This window comes from Streptomyces sp. CA-111067 (assembly GCF_050956065.1).
Lineage (GTDB): Bacteria > Actinomycetota > Actinomycetes > Streptomycetales > Streptomycetaceae > Actinacidiphila.
In genome coordinates, this window is the sequence record NZ_CP192103.1 from 5,096,344 (window position 1) to 5,114,805 (window position 18,462).

Here is an 18,462-nt window from a genome sequence, read left to right on the forward strand (position 1 = left end):
ACGAGGTGGGTGGCCGTGGTCCGGACGGGTGACCGGGCCGGCCGGCCGCCCCGTACACGACTGGACGACGGTGACTAGATGGCCATCCCGTACACGATGGTGAACAGCGTGCCGAGCGAGCCGATGATGAACACGCCGGTCAGCCCGGCGATGATCAGGCCCTTGCCCTGCTCCGCGCTGAAGGTGTCACGCAGGGCCGTCGCACCGATCCTCTGCTTTGCCGCGCCCCAGATCGCGATGGCCAGGCACAGCAGGATCGCCACCGCCATGACCACTTCGATCATCACACGCGCTTCGTTCCCGAGGGACCCGAAGGGTCCCCAGTCTGGGGCGATGCCACCGATGATGGTGTTGATGTCGCCCTTCGCGGCTGCCACAAACATGTAACTCACCACCCCGCTCGATCAGTTGGCTCCCTCGCCGGGGCGCAAGGGGCCAGGGTCTATCTTCGCCGAGGAATCCGCTGTTGCATGTCGGCTCAGCGACTTTCTCGGCGGATCGTCCGTCTGATCCGGCCCTTAGCCGTCAAACTGTTACGCGGACCGGTGTTCGATGGGACAAGCACGACTACTCTGTGTATCACGAGCATAACCCCTGGGCAACGATAGGAACGTCCGTTCTCGTACGGACCCGTACGGACCGTGCCTGGCCGGTACGGACTCGGGCAGAAGACGCAGGCAGGAGGGACGGCGGCTGATGACCCGTAAGGTCTGGCTCCTCGTCATCATCCTTCCCGGGCTGTTCTTCTCGTTCATCGCGCTGCTGCTGATCGGCACGTACTCGGCGGCGTCCGGACTGGCGAACGGCGCCGGCGGCTCGGTGAACCTGGCCAAGGGCGCGGTGCCCGCGGAGTACCAGCCGCTGGTGCAGAAGTGGGGCAACCTCTGCCCGGCGCTCAACCCGGCGCTGCTGGCCGCGCAGCTGTACCAGGAGAGCGGCTGGGACGCCCGGGCGCAGAGCGGGGCGCAGGCACAGGGGATAGCGCAGTTCATCCCCGGCACGTGGGCCTCGCACGGCATCGACGGCGACGGCGACGGCAGGGCGGACGTCTGGGACCCGGCGGACGCGATCCCGTCGGCGGCCTCGTACGACTGCGAGCTGGCCTCGTACGTCAAGAACGTGCCGGGGAACAACACCGACAACATGCTGGCGTCGTACAACGCGGGCGCGTACGCGGTGATACAGGCCGGCGGCATCCCGCCGTACCGGGAGACGCAGAACTATGTGAAGACCATCCGCACCCTGGAGAAGAGCTTCGCCGCGCCCGCCAGCCAGGTGGCCCCGTCGCAGCAGGCGGCCGGGGCGATCTACTACGCGCAGCAGCGGATAGGGACTCCTTATCTGTGGGGCGGCGAGGGCACGGCGGCGCAGGGCGGCCGGTTCGACTGCTCGGGGCTGACGCAGGCCGCGTACCACTCGGTGGGCATCGAGCTGCCGCGGGTCGCCAACGACCAGTGGAACGCCGGGCCGCATCCGGCCCGCGCCGAGCTGCAACCCGGTGACCTGGTCTTCTTCGCCAACGATCTGTCAGATCCGCGGTCCATCCACCATGTGGGTATCTACGTGGGCGGCGGGTACATGATCGACGCGCCGCACACGGGCGCGGTGATCCGGTTCGACAAGGTCGACTCGGCGGACTACATCGGGGCGACGCGGGTCACGCAGGACGGGGCGAGGGCGCTGCCGAAGGCGTGACGGGTGCGGCTCGCGTGGGCGTGACGGGTGTGACCCATGTGACTGGTGTCGCAACGTCACGTTCTGGCCTGCGATTGGCCCTCGGAACGTTCTCCCTGGTCACCCTTGGATAACGGCATGGTGATCTTCTGGCGAAGACCGGAACACTACGTACCGTGTCGGCCGTTGTACGGGGGAGAATGGTGAGGGACGCAAGCGACGGGGGTTGCAGACGAGCCGAGCCTTGGACGACCGACAGTCACATGCCAGTTAAGGGGCCCCAGCGCTATGACAGCTTTGGCAGTGGTCGTTAGCGACAGCACCAATCCCGACGTCAGCCTGCTCCGGGAGATCAACGACCTCGCCAAGCAGGCCCCGCGCGGCGTCGACCGTACGGTGCAGTTCCTCGGCGAGTACGGGCTGATCGCGCTGCTCGTCCTGGTGGCCGGCTGGTGCTGGTGGCGCGTCGCGCGGCGGAGCACCGACGCGCCGGCCGCGGTCGCCGGGATCGCCTGGGCCGGGATCGCCGCGGGGATCGCGCTGCTGGTCGGGATGCCGATCCGCTCGCTGGTCGCCCGCCCGCGCCCGTCGGCCGACTACGACGGCCTCGACGTACTCGCCCACGGCAACAGCGGTTTCGCCTTCGTCAGCGCGCACGCCACGCTGGCGGCGGCGGTCGCGGTCGGCGTCTTCATGGTCAGCCGCAAGGCCGGCACGGTGGCCATACTCCTCGCGCTGGCCGAGGGCTTCTGCCGGATCTACCTCGGCGTGCAGTATCCGACCGACGTGATCGGCGGCTTCGCGCTGGGCGCGGCCACGACGCTGCTGCTGGCGCCCCCGGCCCTGTCCCTGCTGACGGCCCTGGCCACCCGCCTCACCCGTACCCCCGCCGCCCGCCTGATCCACCCCCACGTCCCCCCGCCCCACCCCCACCCGACCCCGGCCACCACCCGCCCGGCCCCGTCACCGCACGACAAGGACCTGGCGGCGTAGGCCCGTTGCGGCGATTTCCGGCCACGGCGCCGACCGGTCCGGGTGGCCAACCGGAACCGGTGCAGGGGCGCCGGCCGCGTGTGGTCATGGCGCAGCCGCAGCAGAGTGCCGAGACGGTCACAGTCCGGCCTGAGGGCTTTCAGTCACATTGGCATCGCCGGTAGCGTCAGGTTGCGCACAACACCTGTTCAGACTTGTTCACGCACCTCACGGGGGACATATCGTGACCCGCACTTCCCTGCCCGTTGCCGCGGCGGTCGCGGTCTCGGCCGGGCTGCTCCTGACTGCCTGCGGCGGAGGCGGTTCCGACAGCTCGGACAAGATCCAGTCGTCGTCGACGGGAACACCCACGGTGACCGCGACGACGGCGAAGCCGTCTCCGACGGCGACGACACCGCAGCCGGCCACGCCGACGTTCAGCCTGCCGCCTGACGCCAAGGTGGTGTTCACCGGTTATGACAGCCCGGACGCCGCCACGAAGAGCGTGCTGCGGGACGTCAAGAACGCGGTGATGAGCATGCAGGAAGCGGACAGCAAAGGGCAGTCCACCGCCAACCTCAAGCGTTACTTCATTCCGTTGCAAGCCGCGGTCGCGGCGGATTCGTCCATTGACTACCGCAAGTCCGGCTACACCATCACCGGCACGGTCAAGGACTACCTGCCGACGGTGAAGTTCGACGCCCCCAATCGCGCGCAGGTCACTTACTGCGAGGACGAGCGTCAGGCGTTCGACAAGGAGATCGCGAGCGGAAAGATCGACCGGAGCAAGCCGTCGCTCCAGGACTTCAGCCTGTGGCGGATGGGAATGGCCAAGAACGCGGCTGGTGACTGGCAGGTCGCCAGTTACTCGCAGCAGAAGGGGGTGTCGAAGTGCGCAGTCTCCTGATAAGCCGCAGGAACCTTCTCCTGGTGGTGGCACTGAGCCTGACGGCACTCTTCGCGGCGTCGCCGCATGCCCACGCGGACCGCAACAAGAAGAAGAATCCTGTGGTCACGCCCGTGGACAGAGACGGCACCCTCTCCTCGCGTATCTCCCTGGGCGGCACCGGCTACACCGGCGGCCCCGGAACCCAGCCGATCACCTCGTCGAACGCCAACTGGTCGCCACCCGACTGCTGGTATGAGGCATTCACCCCGGACGAGTTCAAGAGCGTCATCATGGGGCGCTACTACAAGGCGGGTAATGACAACGCGGGGACGATCTACAACTACTACTACCAGGTCAACAGCGACATGACCGCCATCAAGTACCACAAGGGTGACAAGGGCGACTGGTGGCTGCTCGTCTACAACCCCGACCTGCCTCCCAACACCGGCGGTTCGTGCACGCTCACCGAGGGTTGGAAGTGGGTGAAGCAGGGTGACCCGCCGCCGGCCGGCGTGATCACCGTGGAGATGCTGTCGCAGGCGGCCTATGCCGCGACCAAACTGCCGGTGCACACCGTGACGTTGAGTCCTGTCGCCGGTAACCAGAAGGTCAATATTCCCACATACGTGTCATTCGGCGACCCGCTGCCGCAGGTGTTCGTGACCGCGCAGATCCCCAACCCGCCGATCGCCGCGACGGTGGTGGCCAGGCCGCACTCGCTGCACATCGATGCGGGGACCGCCAACGCGAATCCGCAGAGCTGCGATTATCTCTTCAAGCAGGTCGGCGACAGTTACACCGTGAACTCCGCCGACGCGGACTGCAACATCACCTACACGAAGGCGACCCTCGGCGGGTCGTACCCGTTGAAGGCCCAGATCACCTGGCAGGTGCACTGGACGGCCAGTGCCGATCCGAACGGACCCGCGGCAGGCCAGCTCGACGACGGGTACACGACCGCGACGCAGGACGTCGCCGTCCAGGAGATCCAGACCGTCAATCGCGACTGAGGTATCCGCCTCACAACGGGGAGTTGGCATGTCGGGCGGAACAACGCGGCCGGGAGCTGCCGTCGGCCTGGGGACGGCCGCAGCGGTGTGCCTGCTGCTGGCCGGCTGCGGTGGTGGCAGCGGCTCCGGCGGCTCGGACGAGAGCGGGCCGTCGGAGACCGTGACGACGGCAGCCGCGACCGCGCCTACGGGGGCGACGGCTTCGGCCACGCAGGCGGCGCGGCCTGACGCGCCGGAGTTCGACCTGCCGTCGGGCCTCACGGCGGATTTCAAGGGCTTCAAGAGCGGCGATGCCAATACCCAGGCGGCCCTGACCGACGCGACGTACGCGGCGACGGCGATTCTGGAGTTCCAGGGAAAGACCTATACGACGGAGACGCCGAACTTCAAGCGTTTCTGGTCCGGGCCCAAGGGCGCGGGCTACGCCGACACGATCGTCAGCGAGGGCAGGGACGGGAACGTCATCACCGGGGCATACCACTATTACAAGCCGGTGGTGAAGTCCCTCCAGGGCGGCCATGTGTCCGTTCGGTACTGCGAGGACCAGCGCAAGGGCTACCTCAAGGACCCCCGGACGGGCAAGGTCTTCGTGACGACTCCTGCCCTGAAGGATTTCCGGCTGTGGACTCTTGCCATGGCGAAGGGTTCCGGTGGCGATTGGCAGGTGTACGACTACACCTGGGTGAAGGGCTCCAAAGCGTGCCAGGTCGCCTGACCGTCGGCGGCGCCCCGGTGGCGGCTACAACGCCTGGGGGAAGGTGAAGAGGCGGGAGGGGTCCAGGGTTTGTTTGAGGGTGGTCAGGCGGGGGGCGTTCTGGCCGTAGTAGGCGGTGCGCCAGGTGGTCAGGGTGGGGTCGGTGTAGTTCTGGTAGGCGGCGCCTGAGGCGTAGCGGCGCATCGAGGCGTGGGTGGTGTCGAGCCAGTCGGTGGTCGAGAGGGCGTCGGACGCCAGGTACTGGGCCAGGAAGCGTGAGCCGCGGTGGCTGAAGGCGGTGGCCGTGGGGGAGACGCGGTTGACGGCGCCGCCCAGGGCGGTCAGGGCGATGCTGCCGGCGCCGCCGCCGGACTGGTTGGCGAGGCGCTGGACCTGGGAGAGCAGCGCCTGGATGCCCGCGGCCGGCAGGTTCGTGTCGTAGAAGTCGGAGCGCGCGGTGTACGTCTCGCGGTGCAGGCCGCCGGTCGGCGGCAGGTGGCACTGGGCCGCGGTCAGGCCGGAGCAGCCCGCGTACGAGAAGGTCGCGTCGAGGTAGCTGTGCGGGTGCAGCGAGACGGAGCCGGCGGGGGCGTCGGCCGCGTCGGCGAGGCGGTCGGCCGCGGCGGCCAGGTCGTCCCGCGAACCGGTCGAGAGCATCGGCACCGCGACGGTCGGCGATCCGCCGGGCGCGCAGTCCAGGTGCAGCGAGGACCAGATGGCGTCCGGCTGGTCCGGGCCCCAGCTCTGCCAGCCGCGGATCACGTCGGCGGCCCGGCTCCACGGCCAGGTCAGATAGCCGACCACCACGTCGGGCACGGGGTGGGTGCGGAAGCGCAGCGAGGTGACGACGCCGAAGTTGCCGCAGCCGGCTCCGCGCAGCGCCCAGAAGATGTCGGGCTCGGCGTCCGCGGAGACCTCGTGGGTGGCGCCGTCGGCGGTGATCAGGGTGGCGGCGATCAGGTTGTCGCAGGTCAGGCCCATGGACCGGCTCATCACGCCGTGGCCGCCGCCGAGCGTGAGGCCGGATATGCCGACGCTGGGGCAGGAGCCGCCCGGCACGGTACGGCCCTTCTCGCCGAGCGTGTTGTAGACGTCGATGAGCTTGGCGCCCGCGCCGACCGTGGCCGTGGTGCCGTCGAGCGTCACGGAGTTGAGTTTGGAGACGTCGATGATCAGCCGGCCGTTGCCGCTCGACCAGCCCGCGTAGGAGTGGCCGCCGCTGCGGATGGCGATCGGGACGCCGGTGCGGCGGGCGAAGTCCAGGCAGCCGCGGATGTCGTCGGCGCCGGTGACGTAGGCGATGCCGGCCGGGCGCAGGTTGTCGTAACGGGTGTTGTAGAGGATCCGGTCGGCGGCGTAGTCGTGGTCCTGGGGGCGTACGAGGGTGCCGTCGAGGGTCTTGCCGAGCGCGGTCCAGTCCGGTGGGACGTGGGCGGTGGTGGTGGGGGCGGAGGTCGGCGGGGCGCTGGAGGCGGACGGGGTGCTCGGGGAGGACGAACTCCCGGTGTTCTTGGCGTCGTCGCCGCTGTCGGAGGGGCCGCAGCCGGTCAGCCACGCGGCGGCGAGGACGCCGCCCCCGGCTTTGAGCGCTGCGCGCCGCTGCACCGCCGTGGCGCGGCGGGCGCGCCGCGGCTCGGCGCCGTAAGCCGGCCCCGGGGCTGTCCCCGTCTCCGTACCGACGCCCGCGTCTGCACCAGTACCCGCGTCCGCGCCCGACTCCACCTGCACCACCGCCACTTCCCCGCCGGGCGCACCGCCCGGCGCGCCTCCTTGACTACCGAGACGTAGCCTGACCGGCGGCGGTTGCGGCAAACGGAAGCTCGGCGCTCGGTTGCGGGGCTGTGACGTAGGGGACGCCAGGTGCCAACGGGGCGCCCCCGCCCCGGCCCTGGAGCGCCCTGCCCCCGCCCCCGCGCCCGGTCGGGCAAGCGCCCCGCAGGGGCGCGGGGAACTGCGCGCTCGGCCATCCACCGGCCGGTGGCCGGTAACGACAGCAACTGCCCCTTCGGGCCGGTGGCCACGCGCGCCATCGTCGTGGCTTGTCGCGCCCACGCGGCGCCAGCCGCACATCGGAAACAGCCCCGCGCCCCTGGTGATGCCGGGGAAGTCGCGCCCGGTCGGGCAAGCGCCCCGCAGGGGCGCGGGGAACTGCGCGCTCAGCCACCCACCGGCCGGTGGCCGGGAGACGACAGGACCAGCCACCTCGGGCCGGTGGCCACGCGCGCCGTTCGCGGGTGACCCCGGTGTCGACGGGCCGAGCCCGCTTCGCTTCGCTCAGCGCGTAGCGACGTGTTCCTGGGCGTCGCGGCGGGCGCGGTCTCGGGCGCGGCGGGCGGGGCCGCGCCAGCCGCAGGTGCATCTGGCGTGGGCGAATGCGCCTCGTTCGTCGACGGTTGCGCGGTGCGCGTTGCCGGAAGTGCCGTCGGCGCTGCCGGGCCCGTCGGCCGTGTGATCCCACTTGAGCACGACACCACGGTAACGGGCGTGACGGCCCGCTTCCGACCGTCGTTATCCCGGTGAGGCCAGGGCGGTACAGGCATACCGGCGATTCCGCCGGTACGGGCGGTGCAGGACGATGCGGAATGGTGGCGGCGATGTCCACGGGGCGACGGGAGACGGCGTCGGTACGGGAGCGGCCGGGGCGGCGGCCCCGGCGACCCGGTCCGGCCGGGGACGAGCACAAGCACAAGGCCAGGGCCGGGGCGGCGGCTCTCGGGGCCGGGCTCTGCGCCGCGCTGCTGGCCGGGTGCGCCGGCGACGGCGCCGCCGCCGACAGCCGGCCGCCCACCGGCGCGGGCGACTCCGCCGAGGCGATCAGCGCGGCGGCCGACACCCTGGTGAAGGCCGGCACCTCGCACGTTCACACCACGATGCGGATGGCCAGCGGCGGCACCTGGCTGACCATCACCGGCAGCGGCGGCTTCGACTACGCCAGGCGGCAGGGCGAGCTGCGGCTGCTGCTGCCCCCGGACGCGGCCGGCACCGAGGAGCACAAGCCGCTCACCGAGCTGCTCACGCCCGGCGCCCTCTATATGAAGGACCGCGGCGCGGGCGTGCCGGCCGGTAAGTGGGTGCGGGTGGACACCGCCCGGCTGCCGGACGGCAACCTGGTCACCGGCGGCGCCACCGAGCCGCTGGCCGCGGCCCAACTGCTGTGCGGCGCGCGGGACGTCCGGCTGGTCGGCAAGGAGACCCTGGCCGGTACGAAGGTCAGCCACTACCGGGGCACCGCGGACATCGCCCGGGCCGCGAAGGTCGCGGAGCCGTCCGGGCAGGGACCGCTGACGGCGGCGTCGAAGGGCTTCTCGGTGACCCGGGTGCCGTTCGACGCGTGGCTGGACGGGCAGGGGCGGCTGCGCCAGTTGAGCCAGACGTTCACGTTCAGTTCCGGCTCCGCCGGGCACAGCGCGGGACCCGATGTGACAGTGGTCTCTACCACCAGCTTCGACGACTTCGGCGCCGCGGTGCCCGTGAGTATGCCCCGAGCTGCGGACATCTGGACCGGAAAGATCGTTTCTGCCCAACCTGGGTAAGGGTCCCGCCGGATCGGGCCGCGCCGAAATGGTCCTTCCGTGCCATGCGCGGAACGGGGTCGGTTGCCTACGCTTGATGGCGGCCGTCGCGGGCGTGCGCGGTCGCGCAACGGCTCATCTGTGACGCATGGTGACCGGCGCGCGGGACTCTGGAGGAGGAGGTGGTGCGCGTATGGCGCCGTCGCCCGGAACTTCGGTGCAGGACGATCCGGTGGCTCTGGCCGAGATCGAGCTCTGCGGTGAGCTGATGATCGCCGCGTCCGCCGCCGGCGAGGAGCGGCTGAGCTTCGCCCGGATCGACGAGGTGCTCGAGGTGGGACGGGACCGCGAGCCGGCGGTACGGCCGCTGTTCGCCTACCACGGCCTCTAGGACCTCGGACCTAGGACGGCACGGGCGACCCACCCCCCTGCGGATCACGGGCAGCAGGCGCAGGCGCAAGCCGTCAGGTCCGCAGCAGCCGGCCTATCGCCGCCGTCGCCTCCGCCACCTTCTCGTCGACCTCCGGCCCGCCGCCGACCGCCGCCGCGGCCACGCAGTGCCGCAGGTGCTCCTCCAGCAGTTGCAGCGCGAAGGACTGGAGCCCCTTGGTACTCGCCGAGACCTGGGTGAGGATGTCGATGCAGTAGACGTCCCCCTCCACCATCCGCTGCAGGCCCCGGATCTGGCCCTCGATCCGGCGCAGCCGCTTGAGGTGCGACTCCTTGTCGTGGCTATAGCCATGTGGTCCCGGCGGCGGAACAATCTTGTCCGCGGGGTCTCCGGCGTCCGCGGAACCCTCGCCCGCGGGGCTCCGCGCCGGATCAGCCGTGCTTTCCGTCATGTCCGCCTTGCCGTCACTCGCCCGTGTCGTGTCCGCCGCTGCCATCCCTGCCGCCCTCTTCTGTCCCGTTATACCCCTGGTGGGTATATCTTACCGAATCGATACAGTGTGCGAGGCATCCCCAGTCCAGGGGATGCCGAGCGATAGGCGACACTGGGTGACGCCCGTTAGTCGTGGCTGGAAGATGCGCCTAGCATCAACGAGACCTGACCCGATGTATCCCGAGGACCTCACGTGCGCTTTCGTCTGACCCCCAGGGAGACGAGCTTCTATGACATGTTTGCCGCCTCCGCGGACAACATCGTCACTGGTTCGAAGCTCCTCATGGAACTGCTCGGGGCCGATTCGGCAACCCGGACCGAGATCGCCGAGCGGATGAGGGCCGCGGAGCACGCCGGGGACGACGCGACCCACGCGATCTTCCACCAACTCAACTCCTCCTTCATCACGCCCTTCGACCGCGAGGACATCTACACCCTGGCGGGCTCGCTCGACGACATCATGGACTACATGGAGGAGGCCGTTGACCTGGTCGTCCTCTACAACGTCGAGGAGCTGCCGAAGGGCGTCGAGCAGCAGGTCGAGGTGCTGGCCAGGGCCGCGGACCTGACGGCCGCGGCGATGCCCAACCTGCGCACGATGGCCAACCTCACCGAGTACTGGATCGAGATCAACCGGCTGGAGAACCAGGCCGACCAGATCCACCGCAAGCTGCTCGCCCACCTCTTCAACGGCAAGTACGACGCCATCGAGGTGCTGAAGCTCAAGCAGATCGTGGACGTCCTCGAGGAGGCGGCGGACGCTTTCGAGCACGTGGCGAACACCGTGGAGACCATCGCGGTCAAGGAGTCCTGACCTACGTGGACACCTTCGTACTGATCGTGACCGTCGGGGTCGCGCTCTTCTTCACGTACACCAACGGCTTCCACGACTCGGCGAACGCCATCGCCACCTCGGTCTCCACCCGGGCGCTCACGCCGAAGGCCGCGCTGGCGATGGCCGCGGTGATGAACCTGCTCGGCGCGTTCCTCGGCAGCGGGGTGGCCGGCACGGTCAGCAAGGGCCTGATCGCCACGCCCGAGGGCCGCAACGGGATGGGCGTGCTGTTCGCCGGGCTCGCGGGGGCGATCGTCTGGAACCTGCTGACCTGGTACTTCGGGCTGCCGTCGAGCTCCACGCACGCGCTCTTCGGCGGGCTGGTGGGCGCGGCGCTGGCCGGCGGGGTGACGGTGCACTGGTCGGGCGTGGTGGACAAGGTGATCATCCCGATGTTCGTGTCGCCGGTGGTCGGCCTGGTGGTCGGCTATCTGGTGATGCTGGCGATCCTGTGGTTCTTCCGGCGGTCCAACCCGCACAAGGCGAAGCGGGGCTTCCGGATCGCCCAGACGATCTCGGCGGCCGGCATGGCGCTCGGCCACGGGCTCCAGGACGCGCAGAAGACCATGGGCGTGGTGGTGCTCGCGCTGGTGATCCACGACCCGGCCAAGGGGTACGGGATCCCGATCTGGGTGAAGTTCGTCTGCGCGGCGATGATGTCGCTCGGTACGTACGCGGGTGGCTGGCGGATCATGCGGACGCTCGGGCGGCGGATCATCGACCTCGATCCGCCGCAGGGGTTCGCGGCGGAGACGACGTCGGCGGGGATTCTGTACACGACGTCGTACCTGTTCAACGCGCCGGTGTCCACGACGCATGTGATCACCTCGGCGATCATGGGGGTCGGGGCGACGAAGCGGGTGAAGGCGGTGCGGTGGGGGGTCGCCAAGAACATCGTGGCGGGCTGGTTCATCACGATGCCGGCTGCCGCCGTGGTAGCAGCCGGGATCTTCTACCTGGTGCGGCTCGCGTTCGGCTAGGTCCACTCACGCATCAGGCCCCGCCTCCCCATCGGGGAGGCGGGGCCTGCGCCTTGCGGTGGCACCGCCATGCAGCACCGCACGGCGGTCGGGGTTATCCGAAGCGGCCGGAGATGTAGTCCTCGGTGGCCTGCACGGACGGGTTGGAGAATATGCGCTGGGTGTCGTCGATCTCGATCAGCTTGCCGGGCTGGCCCACCGCCGAGAGGTTGAAGAAGGCGGTGCGGTCCGAGACCCGGGCCGCCTGCTGCATGTTGTGCGTGACGATCACGATCGTGTACGAGGTCTTCAGCTCGCCGATCAGGTCCTCGATGGCGAGGGTGGAGATCGGGTCGAGCGCCGAGCACGGCTCGTCCATCAGCAGCACCTGCGGCTCGACCGCGATCGCGCGGGCGATGCACAGCCGCTGCTGCTGGCCGCCGGACAGGCCGGAACCGGGCTTGTTCAGCCGGTCCTTGACCTCGTTCCAGAGGTTGGCGCCCTTGAGCGACTTCTCCACGATCGTGTCGAGTTCGCCCTTCTTGCGGACGCCGTTGAGCTTCAGGCCGGCCGCCACGTTGTCGTAGATCGACATCGTGGGGAACGGGTTCGGCCGCTGGAAGACCATGCCGACCGTACGGCGTACGGTCACCGGGTCGACGCCGGGCCCGTACAGGTTCTCGTCGTCCAGCAGCACCTTGCCCTCGACGCGGCCACCGGGGGTGACCTCGTGCATGCGGTTCAGGGTGCGCAGGAAGGTGGACTTGCCGCAGCCGGACGGGCCGATGAAGGCGGTCACGGTGCGGGGCTCGACGGTCATCGAGATGTCGTCGATCGCCTTGAAGTTGCCGTAGAAGGCGGAGAGGCCGCTGATGTCGATGCGCTTGGCCATGGGGATCACTTCTTTTCTGCTGATGGCCGCGTCAGCGGCTGTTCTTCGGCGCTTTCCAGCGGGCGATGGCACGGGCCACCAGGTTCAGGATCATCACGAACGCGATCAGCACCAGCGCCGCCGACCAGGCGCGGTCGTAACTGGCCGGGTTGCCGTTCTTCCACTGCTCGTAGATGTAGTACGGCAGTGACGACTGGGCGCCGTGGAACGGGTCGGTGTTGATCACGGCGCTGCCGAACACCAGCAGGGCGATCGGGGCGCTCTCGCCCGCGATGCGCGAGATGGCCAGCATCACGCCGGTGCTGATGCCGCCGATGGCGGTCGGCAGGACCACCTTCGTGATGGTGCGCCACTTCGGGACGCCCAGCGCGAGCGAGGCCTCCCGCAGCTCGTTGGGCACCAGCTTGAGCATCTCCTCGGTGGAGCGCACCACGATCGGCATCATCAGGATGGCCAGCGCCAGTGAACCGGCGAAGCCGGAGGCGGGCGCGGAGCCGACGACCACGAACCAGATCGACAGGATGAACAGACCGGCCACGATCGACGGGATGCCGGTCATGACGTCCACGAAGAACGTCACCCACTTCGCCAGCGCGCCCTTGCCGTACTCCACCAGGTAGACCGCGGTGAGCAGGCCGAGCGGGGCGGCGATGACGGCGGCGATGCCGACCTGCTCAAGGCTGCCGATGATGGCGTGGTAGACGCCGCCGCCAGGGCCGATGGTCAGCACGTTGTTCATCGAGTGGGTCAGGAACGTGCCGTCCAGCACCTTCTGGCCCTTGCTGATGGTGGTCGCCACCAGCGAGTACAGCGGGATGACGGCGAGGACGAAGCTGGACCAGATCAGGCTGGTCGCCACCCGGTCCTTGGCCTGCCTGCGGCCCTCGACCCGGGCGGTGATGGCGTAGGAGCCGCCGACGAAGAACACCAGGGCCATCAGGCCCCACTGGATGTGGCTGCTGAACCCGGCGCCGGCGCCGATCGCGCAGCCCAGCGCGATGGCCACCGCGGCGATCGCCAGCGGGGCCCAGCGGGGCAGCTGCCTGGAAGCCAGACGGGGCGTCATCGGCTCTGCCGACTCCGGCGCCTTGTCCATGACGATGTCACTCATGCCAGCCCCTCGCAGCGCTCGGGGCGGCTTCGCGACCTACGCACCTTTTCATTGTTCGCTCGCTACGCTCGTTCACGCGTTGGCCCCCGAGTACTCCTTGCGGCGCTGGATGATGATCCGCGCGGCGCCGTTGACCAGCAGGGTGATCAGGAACAGCACCAGGCCGGAGGCGATCAGCGCGTCCCGGCCGAAGTCGTCGGACTCACCGAACTTGGCCACGATGTTCTGCGAGAAGGTGCCGCCGACCGGGTCCAGGATGTGCGCGGACAGCGTCGGCGAGGCGGACAGCACGGTGGCCACCGCCATGGTCTCGCCGAGCGCGCGGCCCAGGCCCAGCATCGAGGCGCTGATGATGCCGGAGCGGGCGAACGGCAGCACCGACAGCCGGATCACCTCCCAGCGGGTCGCGCCGAGCGCGAGCGCCGCCTCCTCGTGCATCCGGGGCACCTGGTTGATCACCTCACGGCTGACGTTGGTGATGATCGGCAGGATCATGATGGCCAGCAGGATGCCGACGGTGAACAGCGACCTGGCCGAGGAGTTCGGGTCGGCCTTGCCGAAGATCACCGTCCAGCCGAGGTACTTGTCCATCCACAGGTTCAGCCCGCGCAGATGCGGGACCAGGTACAGCGCCCCCCACAGGCCGTAGATGATGCTGGGCACCGCGGCGAGCAGGTCGATGACGTACGCGATCGGGCCGCCGAGCCGGCGGGGCGCGTAGTGGGTGATGAACAGCGCGATGCCGAGCGCGATCGGTACGGCGATGATCATCGCGATGATCGAGCTGACCACGGTGCCGTACGCCAGCACCGCGATGCCGAAGACCGGCGGGTTCAGGCTGGGCGTCCACTCGAAGGTGGTCAGGAAGTTCCCGTGGTCCTTGGAGATCGCGTGGACCGCCCGGACGGTGAGGAACACGGCGATGGCGGCCATCACCACGAGGAGCAGGATGCCGGAGCCGCGGGCCATGCCGGCGAAGATCCGGTCGCCGGGGCGGGTCACGGCGCCCTTGGTGCGGGGTGGGTCGGGAACGGTGGGGGGTGGTGCGGTGGTTGTCATGGGATTCTCCGGTCTGGGTGGGGGCCGGGGTCTTCCCGGCTTCCCCGGCGGCGGTGCACCGGATACGCGGAGGGTCCCGCGGCCGTGGTGGCCGCGGGACCCGCCGCGGTGGTTCAGGACAGCGAGTTCACGGTGGCGCGGACCTTCGTGGCGATCTCGGTCGGCAGCGGCGCGTAGCCGGCGGCCGACAGCTTGGCCTGGCCGGCCTCACTGGAGATGTAGTTCAGGAAGGACTTGGTGAGCGGCAGGGTGCCGGCCTTGTTGCCCTTGTCGCAGGCGATCTCGTACGTCACCAGGACGATCGGGTAGGCGTTGTCCGCCTTGGTGGTGTACGCGGCACCCAGGTCGAGGGCCAGGTCGGAGCCGGTGCCGGTGACCTTCGCGGAGGCGATGCCCGCGGAGGCGTTGGCGGAGGTGGCCTCGACCGGGGCGGCGGCACCGGTGTTGATCTTGACGGTCGGGATCTGCTGCGAGGTCGCGTAGGAGAGCTCGAAGTAGCCGATGCTGCCTTCGGTCTGCTTCACCAGCGCGGCCACACCCGAGGACTGCGCGGCGGCCTGGCCGCCGTGGCCCGCCCATGCCTTGGCGTGCTCGTAGGGCCACTGGGCCTTGGCGGCGCCGCCGAGGTACTTGGTCAGGTTGTCCGTGGTGCCGGAGTCGTCCTGGCGGTGCACGGACTGGATCTTGGTGCTCGGCAGCGTGGCGCTCGGGTTGAGGGCCTTGATCGCCTTGTCGTTCCAGCTGGTGATCTTCGAGTCGAAGATCTTCGCCAGGGTCGGCGCGTCCAGCACGAGGTCCTTGACGCCGGGCAGGTTGTAACCGATGGCGATCGGTCCGCCGACCATCGGGATGTCGATGCCGGTGCCGCCGGTGCAGACGCTCTTGGACTTGGCGGCCTCCTCCGGCTTCAGCGGGGAGTCGGAGCCGGCGAAGGCGTCCGTGCCGTTGTTGAAGTCGATGATGCCCTCGCCCGAGGACGACGGCTTGTAGTTGATCTTCGCGCCGCTGCACGCCTGCTGGTAGTCCTTGACCCAGGACTCGATCGCGTTCTGCTGCGCGGTGGAGCCGGAGGAGAGGATGCTGCCGTTCGCGCAGGAGATGTCAGAGGCGTTGGCCGCGGTGCTGCTGGTGCCGCCGGCGGTGGCGGACGTGGACGAGGCCGACGGGGTCGAGCCGCCGTCGTTGTTGTTGTCCGAGCCGCAGGCGGTCATGACCAGCGCGCCGGTAAGGGTGACCGCGCCGACGGTCAGGGCCCGCAGCCCGCTCTTACGCTGAAGCTTCACCTTCGTGTGTTCCTTCCGAGAGCCCGCCGGTGGACGGCGAAGCAGAGGTAATGGAGTTCTGCATCCACCCGGCGTCGCGTGATGCTCACCGGTAAGCCCGAAATTAGGCAGATGAAGTGAAGCGGCCGATGGAGCGAGGTGAACGCATGGTGAACCTCGTCTATCAGGGTGGTTTTGCTACGCGCGTCAAGCGCACCGTGGTAACGAAGTGATATCCGGTGGTGTCGTTGCGTAAGTGACGAACACGACCAGGTCACGGGCCTGACACGGCCCGGTTACGGCCCCGGCGGCGGCCGGCCCGGGGCCCGGTGGTATAGCGGTTCACCGCTCGGCCATCCGGACCGACGCCCCCACGAGCCCCGTTCAGCTCTCCAGGACCCGCAGCAGGGCGTCCACGAGCGGGCGGTCGTGGTCATGGGTGAGCCGGTGCCGGGCCGCGGCGGGCGGCAGCCAGACCATCCGGTCCACCTCGTCGTTGGCGACGAAGGAGCCGGGCATCGCGCGGGCCGCCCAGTAGCGGACCTCCTTGGGGCGGCCGTCCACCGGGTAGCGGGTGGTGGGCAGCGGGCCGCCGAGCTCGCAGTCCAGGCCGGTCTCCTCGCGGGTCTCGCGCAGCGCCGCGGCCACCGGCTCCTCGCCGCGCTTGAGCTTGCCCTTGGGGAGGCTCCAGTCGTCGTAGCGCGGCCGGTGGATCAGAGCGATCTCGACTCCGTCGGGGGTGCGGGGATCGGTGCTGGTGCGCCGCCACAGCACCGTGCCCGCGGCGAGGACCGGCTCCGCGCCGGGGCGGTGGCCGCTGCCGGGGGTGGTCGCGGTGCCGCCGGCGGTGGTCGCGGTGCCGCCGGCGTCGGCGTCGGCGGCCGTGCGTGTGACGTCGGTGTCGGCGGAGGTGGCCGTGCGTGTGCCGCCGACGTCGGCGGCCGTGCTTGTGCCGTCGGTGTCGGCGGCCGTGCCTGTGTCGTCGGGGTCGGCGTCGGTGTCGGCGGCCGTGCCTGTGTCGTCGGGGTCGGTGTCGGGGGCCGTGTCTGTGCCGTCGGCGTCGGTGGGGCCGCGGCCCCGGTCGGTCGGGTGCGTGTCAGGTCCGTCGCCGTTGCCGCGGGCGGGGGTTTCGGGGCCTTCGCCTTGGGGGGTCATTCGTGCCGCGCTCCGGGGACGGTGGCGGTGCGCTGCCACAGCCGGGAGAAGGCGAACCTGGCCGCCTCCACCTCGTGCCGCTGGTCGGCGTGCAGCACGCCCAGCGCGTAGGCGGTGGCCGGCGCGATCCGCGGGGTGCGGGCCGCGGCGGCCACGGCCGCGGCGGACTCGGCGGCCTCCCGGTGCCGCCCGAGCAGCCCGGCCGCCTCGGCCAGCCGCCGCGACTCCGGGTCGCCGGCCTCGCCTGCCGCCTCGGGCTCGGGGGCGGCCGCCCGCGGCCGGCAGACCTCGGTGGCGTAGCGGCTCAGACGGAGCAGTATTCGCACCTGGTGCCAGGGCGCGTCCTGCAGGTCCGCGGTCAGTTCCGCGCCGAGCGCGGCCTGTACGGCGTCGGCGTTGTACGGGTGCGCGGCCCGGTGCAGCGGCAGCGCGCCGGCCGCTTCGGCCAGCCGCTGGTGGGCCTGCGCGGCCAGCGGCGGCAGCACGGAGGCGGCCGGGCCCGAGGCGACCGGCGACAGCGGCACGTCGGAGGCCAGTACGGCCACGGAGTCGGCCAGCGCGTGGAAGCGGGACGAGCCCACCGCCTGGAGCGCCGCCGAGTGCGCCCGCGTCCTGGCCAGGGTGAGCTGCCGCTCCAGCAGCGCGGCGGCGCGGGCCGCGCCGAGCGCGAGCGGGCCGCCGGTCGCCGCGGGGCGGCGCAGCCCCATCCGGCTGCCGCCGCCGGGATCCGCCGCCGAGGCGGCGGGCAGCCGCAGGGCGCCGCGGCCTGTGGGGGCATCCTGGTCGGCGGGCGCGTTCACCGGCAGCCGCGCGCCGCGGCCGGCGGGGGCCTCCTGGCCGGCGGGGGCGCTCACCGGCAGTCCCGCGCCACGGCTGACCGGGGCCTCTTGCTCGGCGGGCGAGGCGTTCGCCGGCATCCGGACGGGGCCGCGGCCCGCGCCCGACAGGACGGCCTCGGCGGCCAGCGCCTCCGGGTCGACGACCGGGTCGGCGAGCACCGACAGCCGCCGCAGCGCCTCCTGCAGCCGGGCCAGCCGGCCGGTGTACTGCGCCTCCCTGGACAGCGTGGACGCCAGCCACCCCAGCTCCGCGCGCAGCGGTTCTGCCCACGCGGGGTCGGTCAGCGGCGCGAACGTGTGCAGCGCCCCACCGATCCTGCGGGCGCTCCCGCGCAGCAGCGCGTCCGCCTCCGCCTCGTTCTCGCCACGCAGCGCCAGCCCGCGCAGAAAGTCAGTGGCCCGCTCCCGCAGGTAACGCGTAAGCACCTCCCCAGCGGTCCCGCTGAGCGCGGTGGACCCGGACGCGCCGGGCGCGGTGCCGCCGAACCCGGAGCTGCCGGGCGCGGTGCCGCCGGATCCGGTGCTTCCCGCAGCTTCATGGCGCCCGGCGCCCCCGGGCGGGGCCGGTTCTCTGCGCCCCGGGGGGCCGGTCTGCGCGGCGTTCGCGGCACTCTGCCCGTCGTCGTCGCTCGGCGGCTTGGCGTGCATCGTGGATGTCCCCGTATCCCGGTGTGGCGGCTCGGACGGCGTGCTTGAGGGGCTGCCAGGCCCCGGGT

18 protein-coding genes are annotated in these 18,462 nt (G+C 70.6%); 9 read left to right on the forward strand and 9 right to left on the reverse strand.

Annotated features, from left to right (window positions below):
* Positions 1–74: 74 nt before the first annotated feature.
* Positions 75–383 (reverse strand): hypothetical protein, encoded by a 309-nt coding sequence (locus tag ACQPW6_RS22240; protein WP_433891426.1) that lies wholly within the window; start codon positions 381–383, stop codon positions 75–77.
* A 310-nt stretch (positions 384–693) separates the two neighbouring features.
* Here ACQPW6_RS22240 and ACQPW6_RS22245 point away from each other — a divergent pair, with 310 nt between their 5' ends.
* The 5 genes from ACQPW6_RS22245 (at position 694) to ACQPW6_RS22265 (ending at position 5,260) form a co-directional block, all read left to right on the forward strand.
* Complete coding sequence (locus ACQPW6_RS22245; protein ID WP_433894618.1) at positions 694–1,695, forward strand: NlpC/P60 family protein; 1,002 nt, start codon at positions 694–696, stop codon at positions 1,693–1,695.
* A gap of 276 nt (positions 1,696–1,971) precedes the next feature.
* Entirely contained in the window at positions 1,972–2,667 is a 696-nt protein-coding gene (locus ACQPW6_RS22250) for a phosphatase PAP2 family protein (protein WP_433894619.1), read from the forward strand.
* A gap of 223 nt (positions 2,668–2,890) precedes the next feature.
* Positions 2,891–3,553, forward strand: a complete 663-nt coding sequence (locus ACQPW6_RS22255) for a hypothetical protein (protein ID WP_433891427.1) — start codon at positions 2,891–2,893, stop codon at positions 3,551–3,553.
* Between the two features lie 23 nt (positions 3,554–3,576).
* Positions 3,577–4,545, forward strand: coding sequence for a hypothetical protein (locus ACQPW6_RS22260; protein ID WP_433891428.1), 969 nt, complete (start codon positions 3,577–3,579; stop codon positions 4,543–4,545).
* A gap of 28 nt (positions 4,546–4,573) precedes the next feature.
* Positions 4,574–5,260, forward strand: a complete 687-nt coding sequence (locus ACQPW6_RS22265; protein ID WP_433891429.1) for a hypothetical protein — start codon at positions 4,574–4,576, stop codon at positions 5,258–5,260.
* Between the two features lie 24 nt (positions 5,261–5,284).
* Here ACQPW6_RS22265 and ACQPW6_RS22270 read toward each other — a convergent pair whose 3' ends face one another.
* Positions 5,285–6,844 (reverse strand): FAD-binding protein, encoded by a 1,560-nt coding sequence (locus ACQPW6_RS22270; protein WP_433894620.1) that lies wholly within the window; start codon positions 6,842–6,844, stop codon positions 5,285–5,287.
* Positions 6,845–7,833: 989 nt separating this feature from the next.
* Between ACQPW6_RS22270 and ACQPW6_RS22275 the strand changes: the two genes are divergently transcribed.
* Both ACQPW6_RS22275 and ACQPW6_RS22280 read left to right on the forward strand, forming a co-directional pair.
* Positions 7,834–8,772, forward strand: a complete 939-nt coding sequence (locus ACQPW6_RS22275) for a hypothetical protein (RefSeq protein WP_433891430.1) — start codon at positions 7,834–7,836, stop codon at positions 8,770–8,772.
* A 172-nt stretch (positions 8,773–8,944) separates the two neighbouring features.
* Positions 8,945–9,142, forward strand: a complete 198-nt coding sequence (locus ACQPW6_RS22280) for a hypothetical protein (protein ID WP_433891431.1) — start codon at positions 8,945–8,947, stop codon at positions 9,140–9,142.
* 73 nt (positions 9,143–9,215) lie between these two features.
* Here the strand turns inward: ACQPW6_RS22280 and ACQPW6_RS22285 are convergent, their stop codons facing one another.
* Positions 9,216–9,593 (reverse strand): metal-sensitive transcriptional regulator, encoded by a 378-nt coding sequence (locus ACQPW6_RS22285; RefSeq protein WP_433891432.1) that lies wholly within the window; start codon positions 9,591–9,593, stop codon positions 9,216–9,218.
* Positions 9,594–9,827: 234 nt separating this feature from the next.
* Between ACQPW6_RS22285 and ACQPW6_RS22290 the strand changes: the two genes are divergently transcribed.
* Positions 9,828–10,448, forward strand: a complete 621-nt coding sequence (locus tag ACQPW6_RS22290; RefSeq protein ID WP_433891433.1) for a DUF47 domain-containing protein — start codon at positions 9,828–9,830, stop codon at positions 10,446–10,448.
* A gap of 5 nt (positions 10,449–10,453) precedes the next feature.
* Entirely contained in the window at positions 10,454–11,449 is a 996-nt protein-coding gene (locus tag ACQPW6_RS22295; protein WP_433891434.1) for an anion permease, read from the forward strand.
* A gap of 94 nt (positions 11,450–11,543) precedes the next feature.
* Here the strand turns inward: ACQPW6_RS22295 and pstB are convergent, their stop codons facing one another.
* The 6 genes from pstB to ACQPW6_RS22325 form a co-directional block, all read right to left on the reverse strand.
* Positions 11,544–12,320, reverse strand: a complete 777-nt coding sequence (gene pstB, locus ACQPW6_RS22300) for a phosphate ABC transporter ATP-binding protein PstB (protein ID WP_433891435.1) — start codon at positions 12,318–12,320, stop codon at positions 11,544–11,546.
* Positions 12,321–12,351: 31 nt separating this feature from the next.
* On the reverse strand, positions 12,352–13,431 hold the full coding sequence (gene pstA, locus ACQPW6_RS22305) for a phosphate ABC transporter permease PstA (RefSeq protein WP_433891436.1): 1,080 nt from the start codon (positions 13,429–13,431) through the stop codon (positions 12,352–12,354).
* A gap of 72 nt (positions 13,432–13,503) precedes the next feature.
* Complete coding sequence (gene pstC / locus ACQPW6_RS22310; protein WP_433891437.1) at positions 13,504–14,490, reverse strand: phosphate ABC transporter permease subunit PstC; 987 nt, start codon at positions 14,488–14,490, stop codon at positions 13,504–13,506.
* 113 nt (positions 14,491–14,603) lie between these two features.
* Entirely contained in the window at positions 14,604–15,773 is a 1,170-nt protein-coding gene (pstS, locus tag ACQPW6_RS22315; protein ID WP_433891438.1) for a phosphate ABC transporter substrate-binding protein PstS, read from the reverse strand.
* Between the two features lie 363 nt (positions 15,774–16,136).
* On the reverse strand, positions 16,137–16,526 hold the full coding sequence (locus ACQPW6_RS22320) for an NUDIX hydrolase (protein WP_433894621.1): 390 nt from the start codon (positions 16,524–16,526) through the stop codon (positions 16,137–16,139).
* A 377-nt stretch (positions 16,527–16,903) separates the two neighbouring features.
* The gene (locus ACQPW6_RS22325; RefSeq protein ID WP_433891439.1) at positions 16,904–18,172 is read right to left on the reverse strand and encodes a CHAD domain-containing protein; all 1,269 of its coding nucleotides are present in this window, start codon (positions 18,170–18,172) and stop codon (positions 16,904–16,906) included.
* Positions 18,173–18,462 lie beyond the last annotated feature (290 nt).

Excerpts from the sequence above, each read along its gene's own strand:
- ACQPW6_RS22285 (WP_433891432.1), bottom strand. The coding sequence starts at position 9,593 with ATGACGGAAAGCACGGCTGATCCGGCGCGGAGCCCCGCGGGCGAGGGT.
- ACQPW6_RS22280 (WP_433891431.1), top strand. The coding sequence starts at position 8,945 with ATGGCGCCGTCGCCCGGAACTTCGGTGCAGGACGATCCGGTGGCTCTG.
- pstB (WP_433891435.1), bottom strand. The coding sequence starts at position 12,320 with ATGGCCAAGCGCATCGACATCAGCGGCCTCTCCGCCTTCTACGGCAAC.
- ACQPW6_RS22265 (WP_433891429.1), top strand. The coding sequence starts at position 4,574 with ATGTCGGGCGGAACAACGCGGCCGGGAGCTGCCGTCGGCCTGGGGACG.
- pstA (WP_433891436.1), bottom strand. The coding sequence starts at position 13,431 with ATGAGTGACATCGTCATGGACAAGGCGCCGGAGTCGGCAGAGCCGATG.
- ACQPW6_RS22275 (WP_433891430.1), top strand. The coding sequence starts at position 7,834 with ATGTCCACGGGGCGACGGGAGACGGCGTCGGTACGGGAGCGGCCGGGG.
- ACQPW6_RS22240 (WP_433891426.1), bottom strand. The coding sequence starts at position 383 with ATGTTTGTGGCAGCCGCGAAGGGCGACATCAACACCATCATCGGTGGC.
- pstC (WP_433891437.1), bottom strand. The coding sequence starts at position 14,490 with ATGACAACCACCGCACCACCCCCCACCGTTCCCGACCCACCCCGCACC.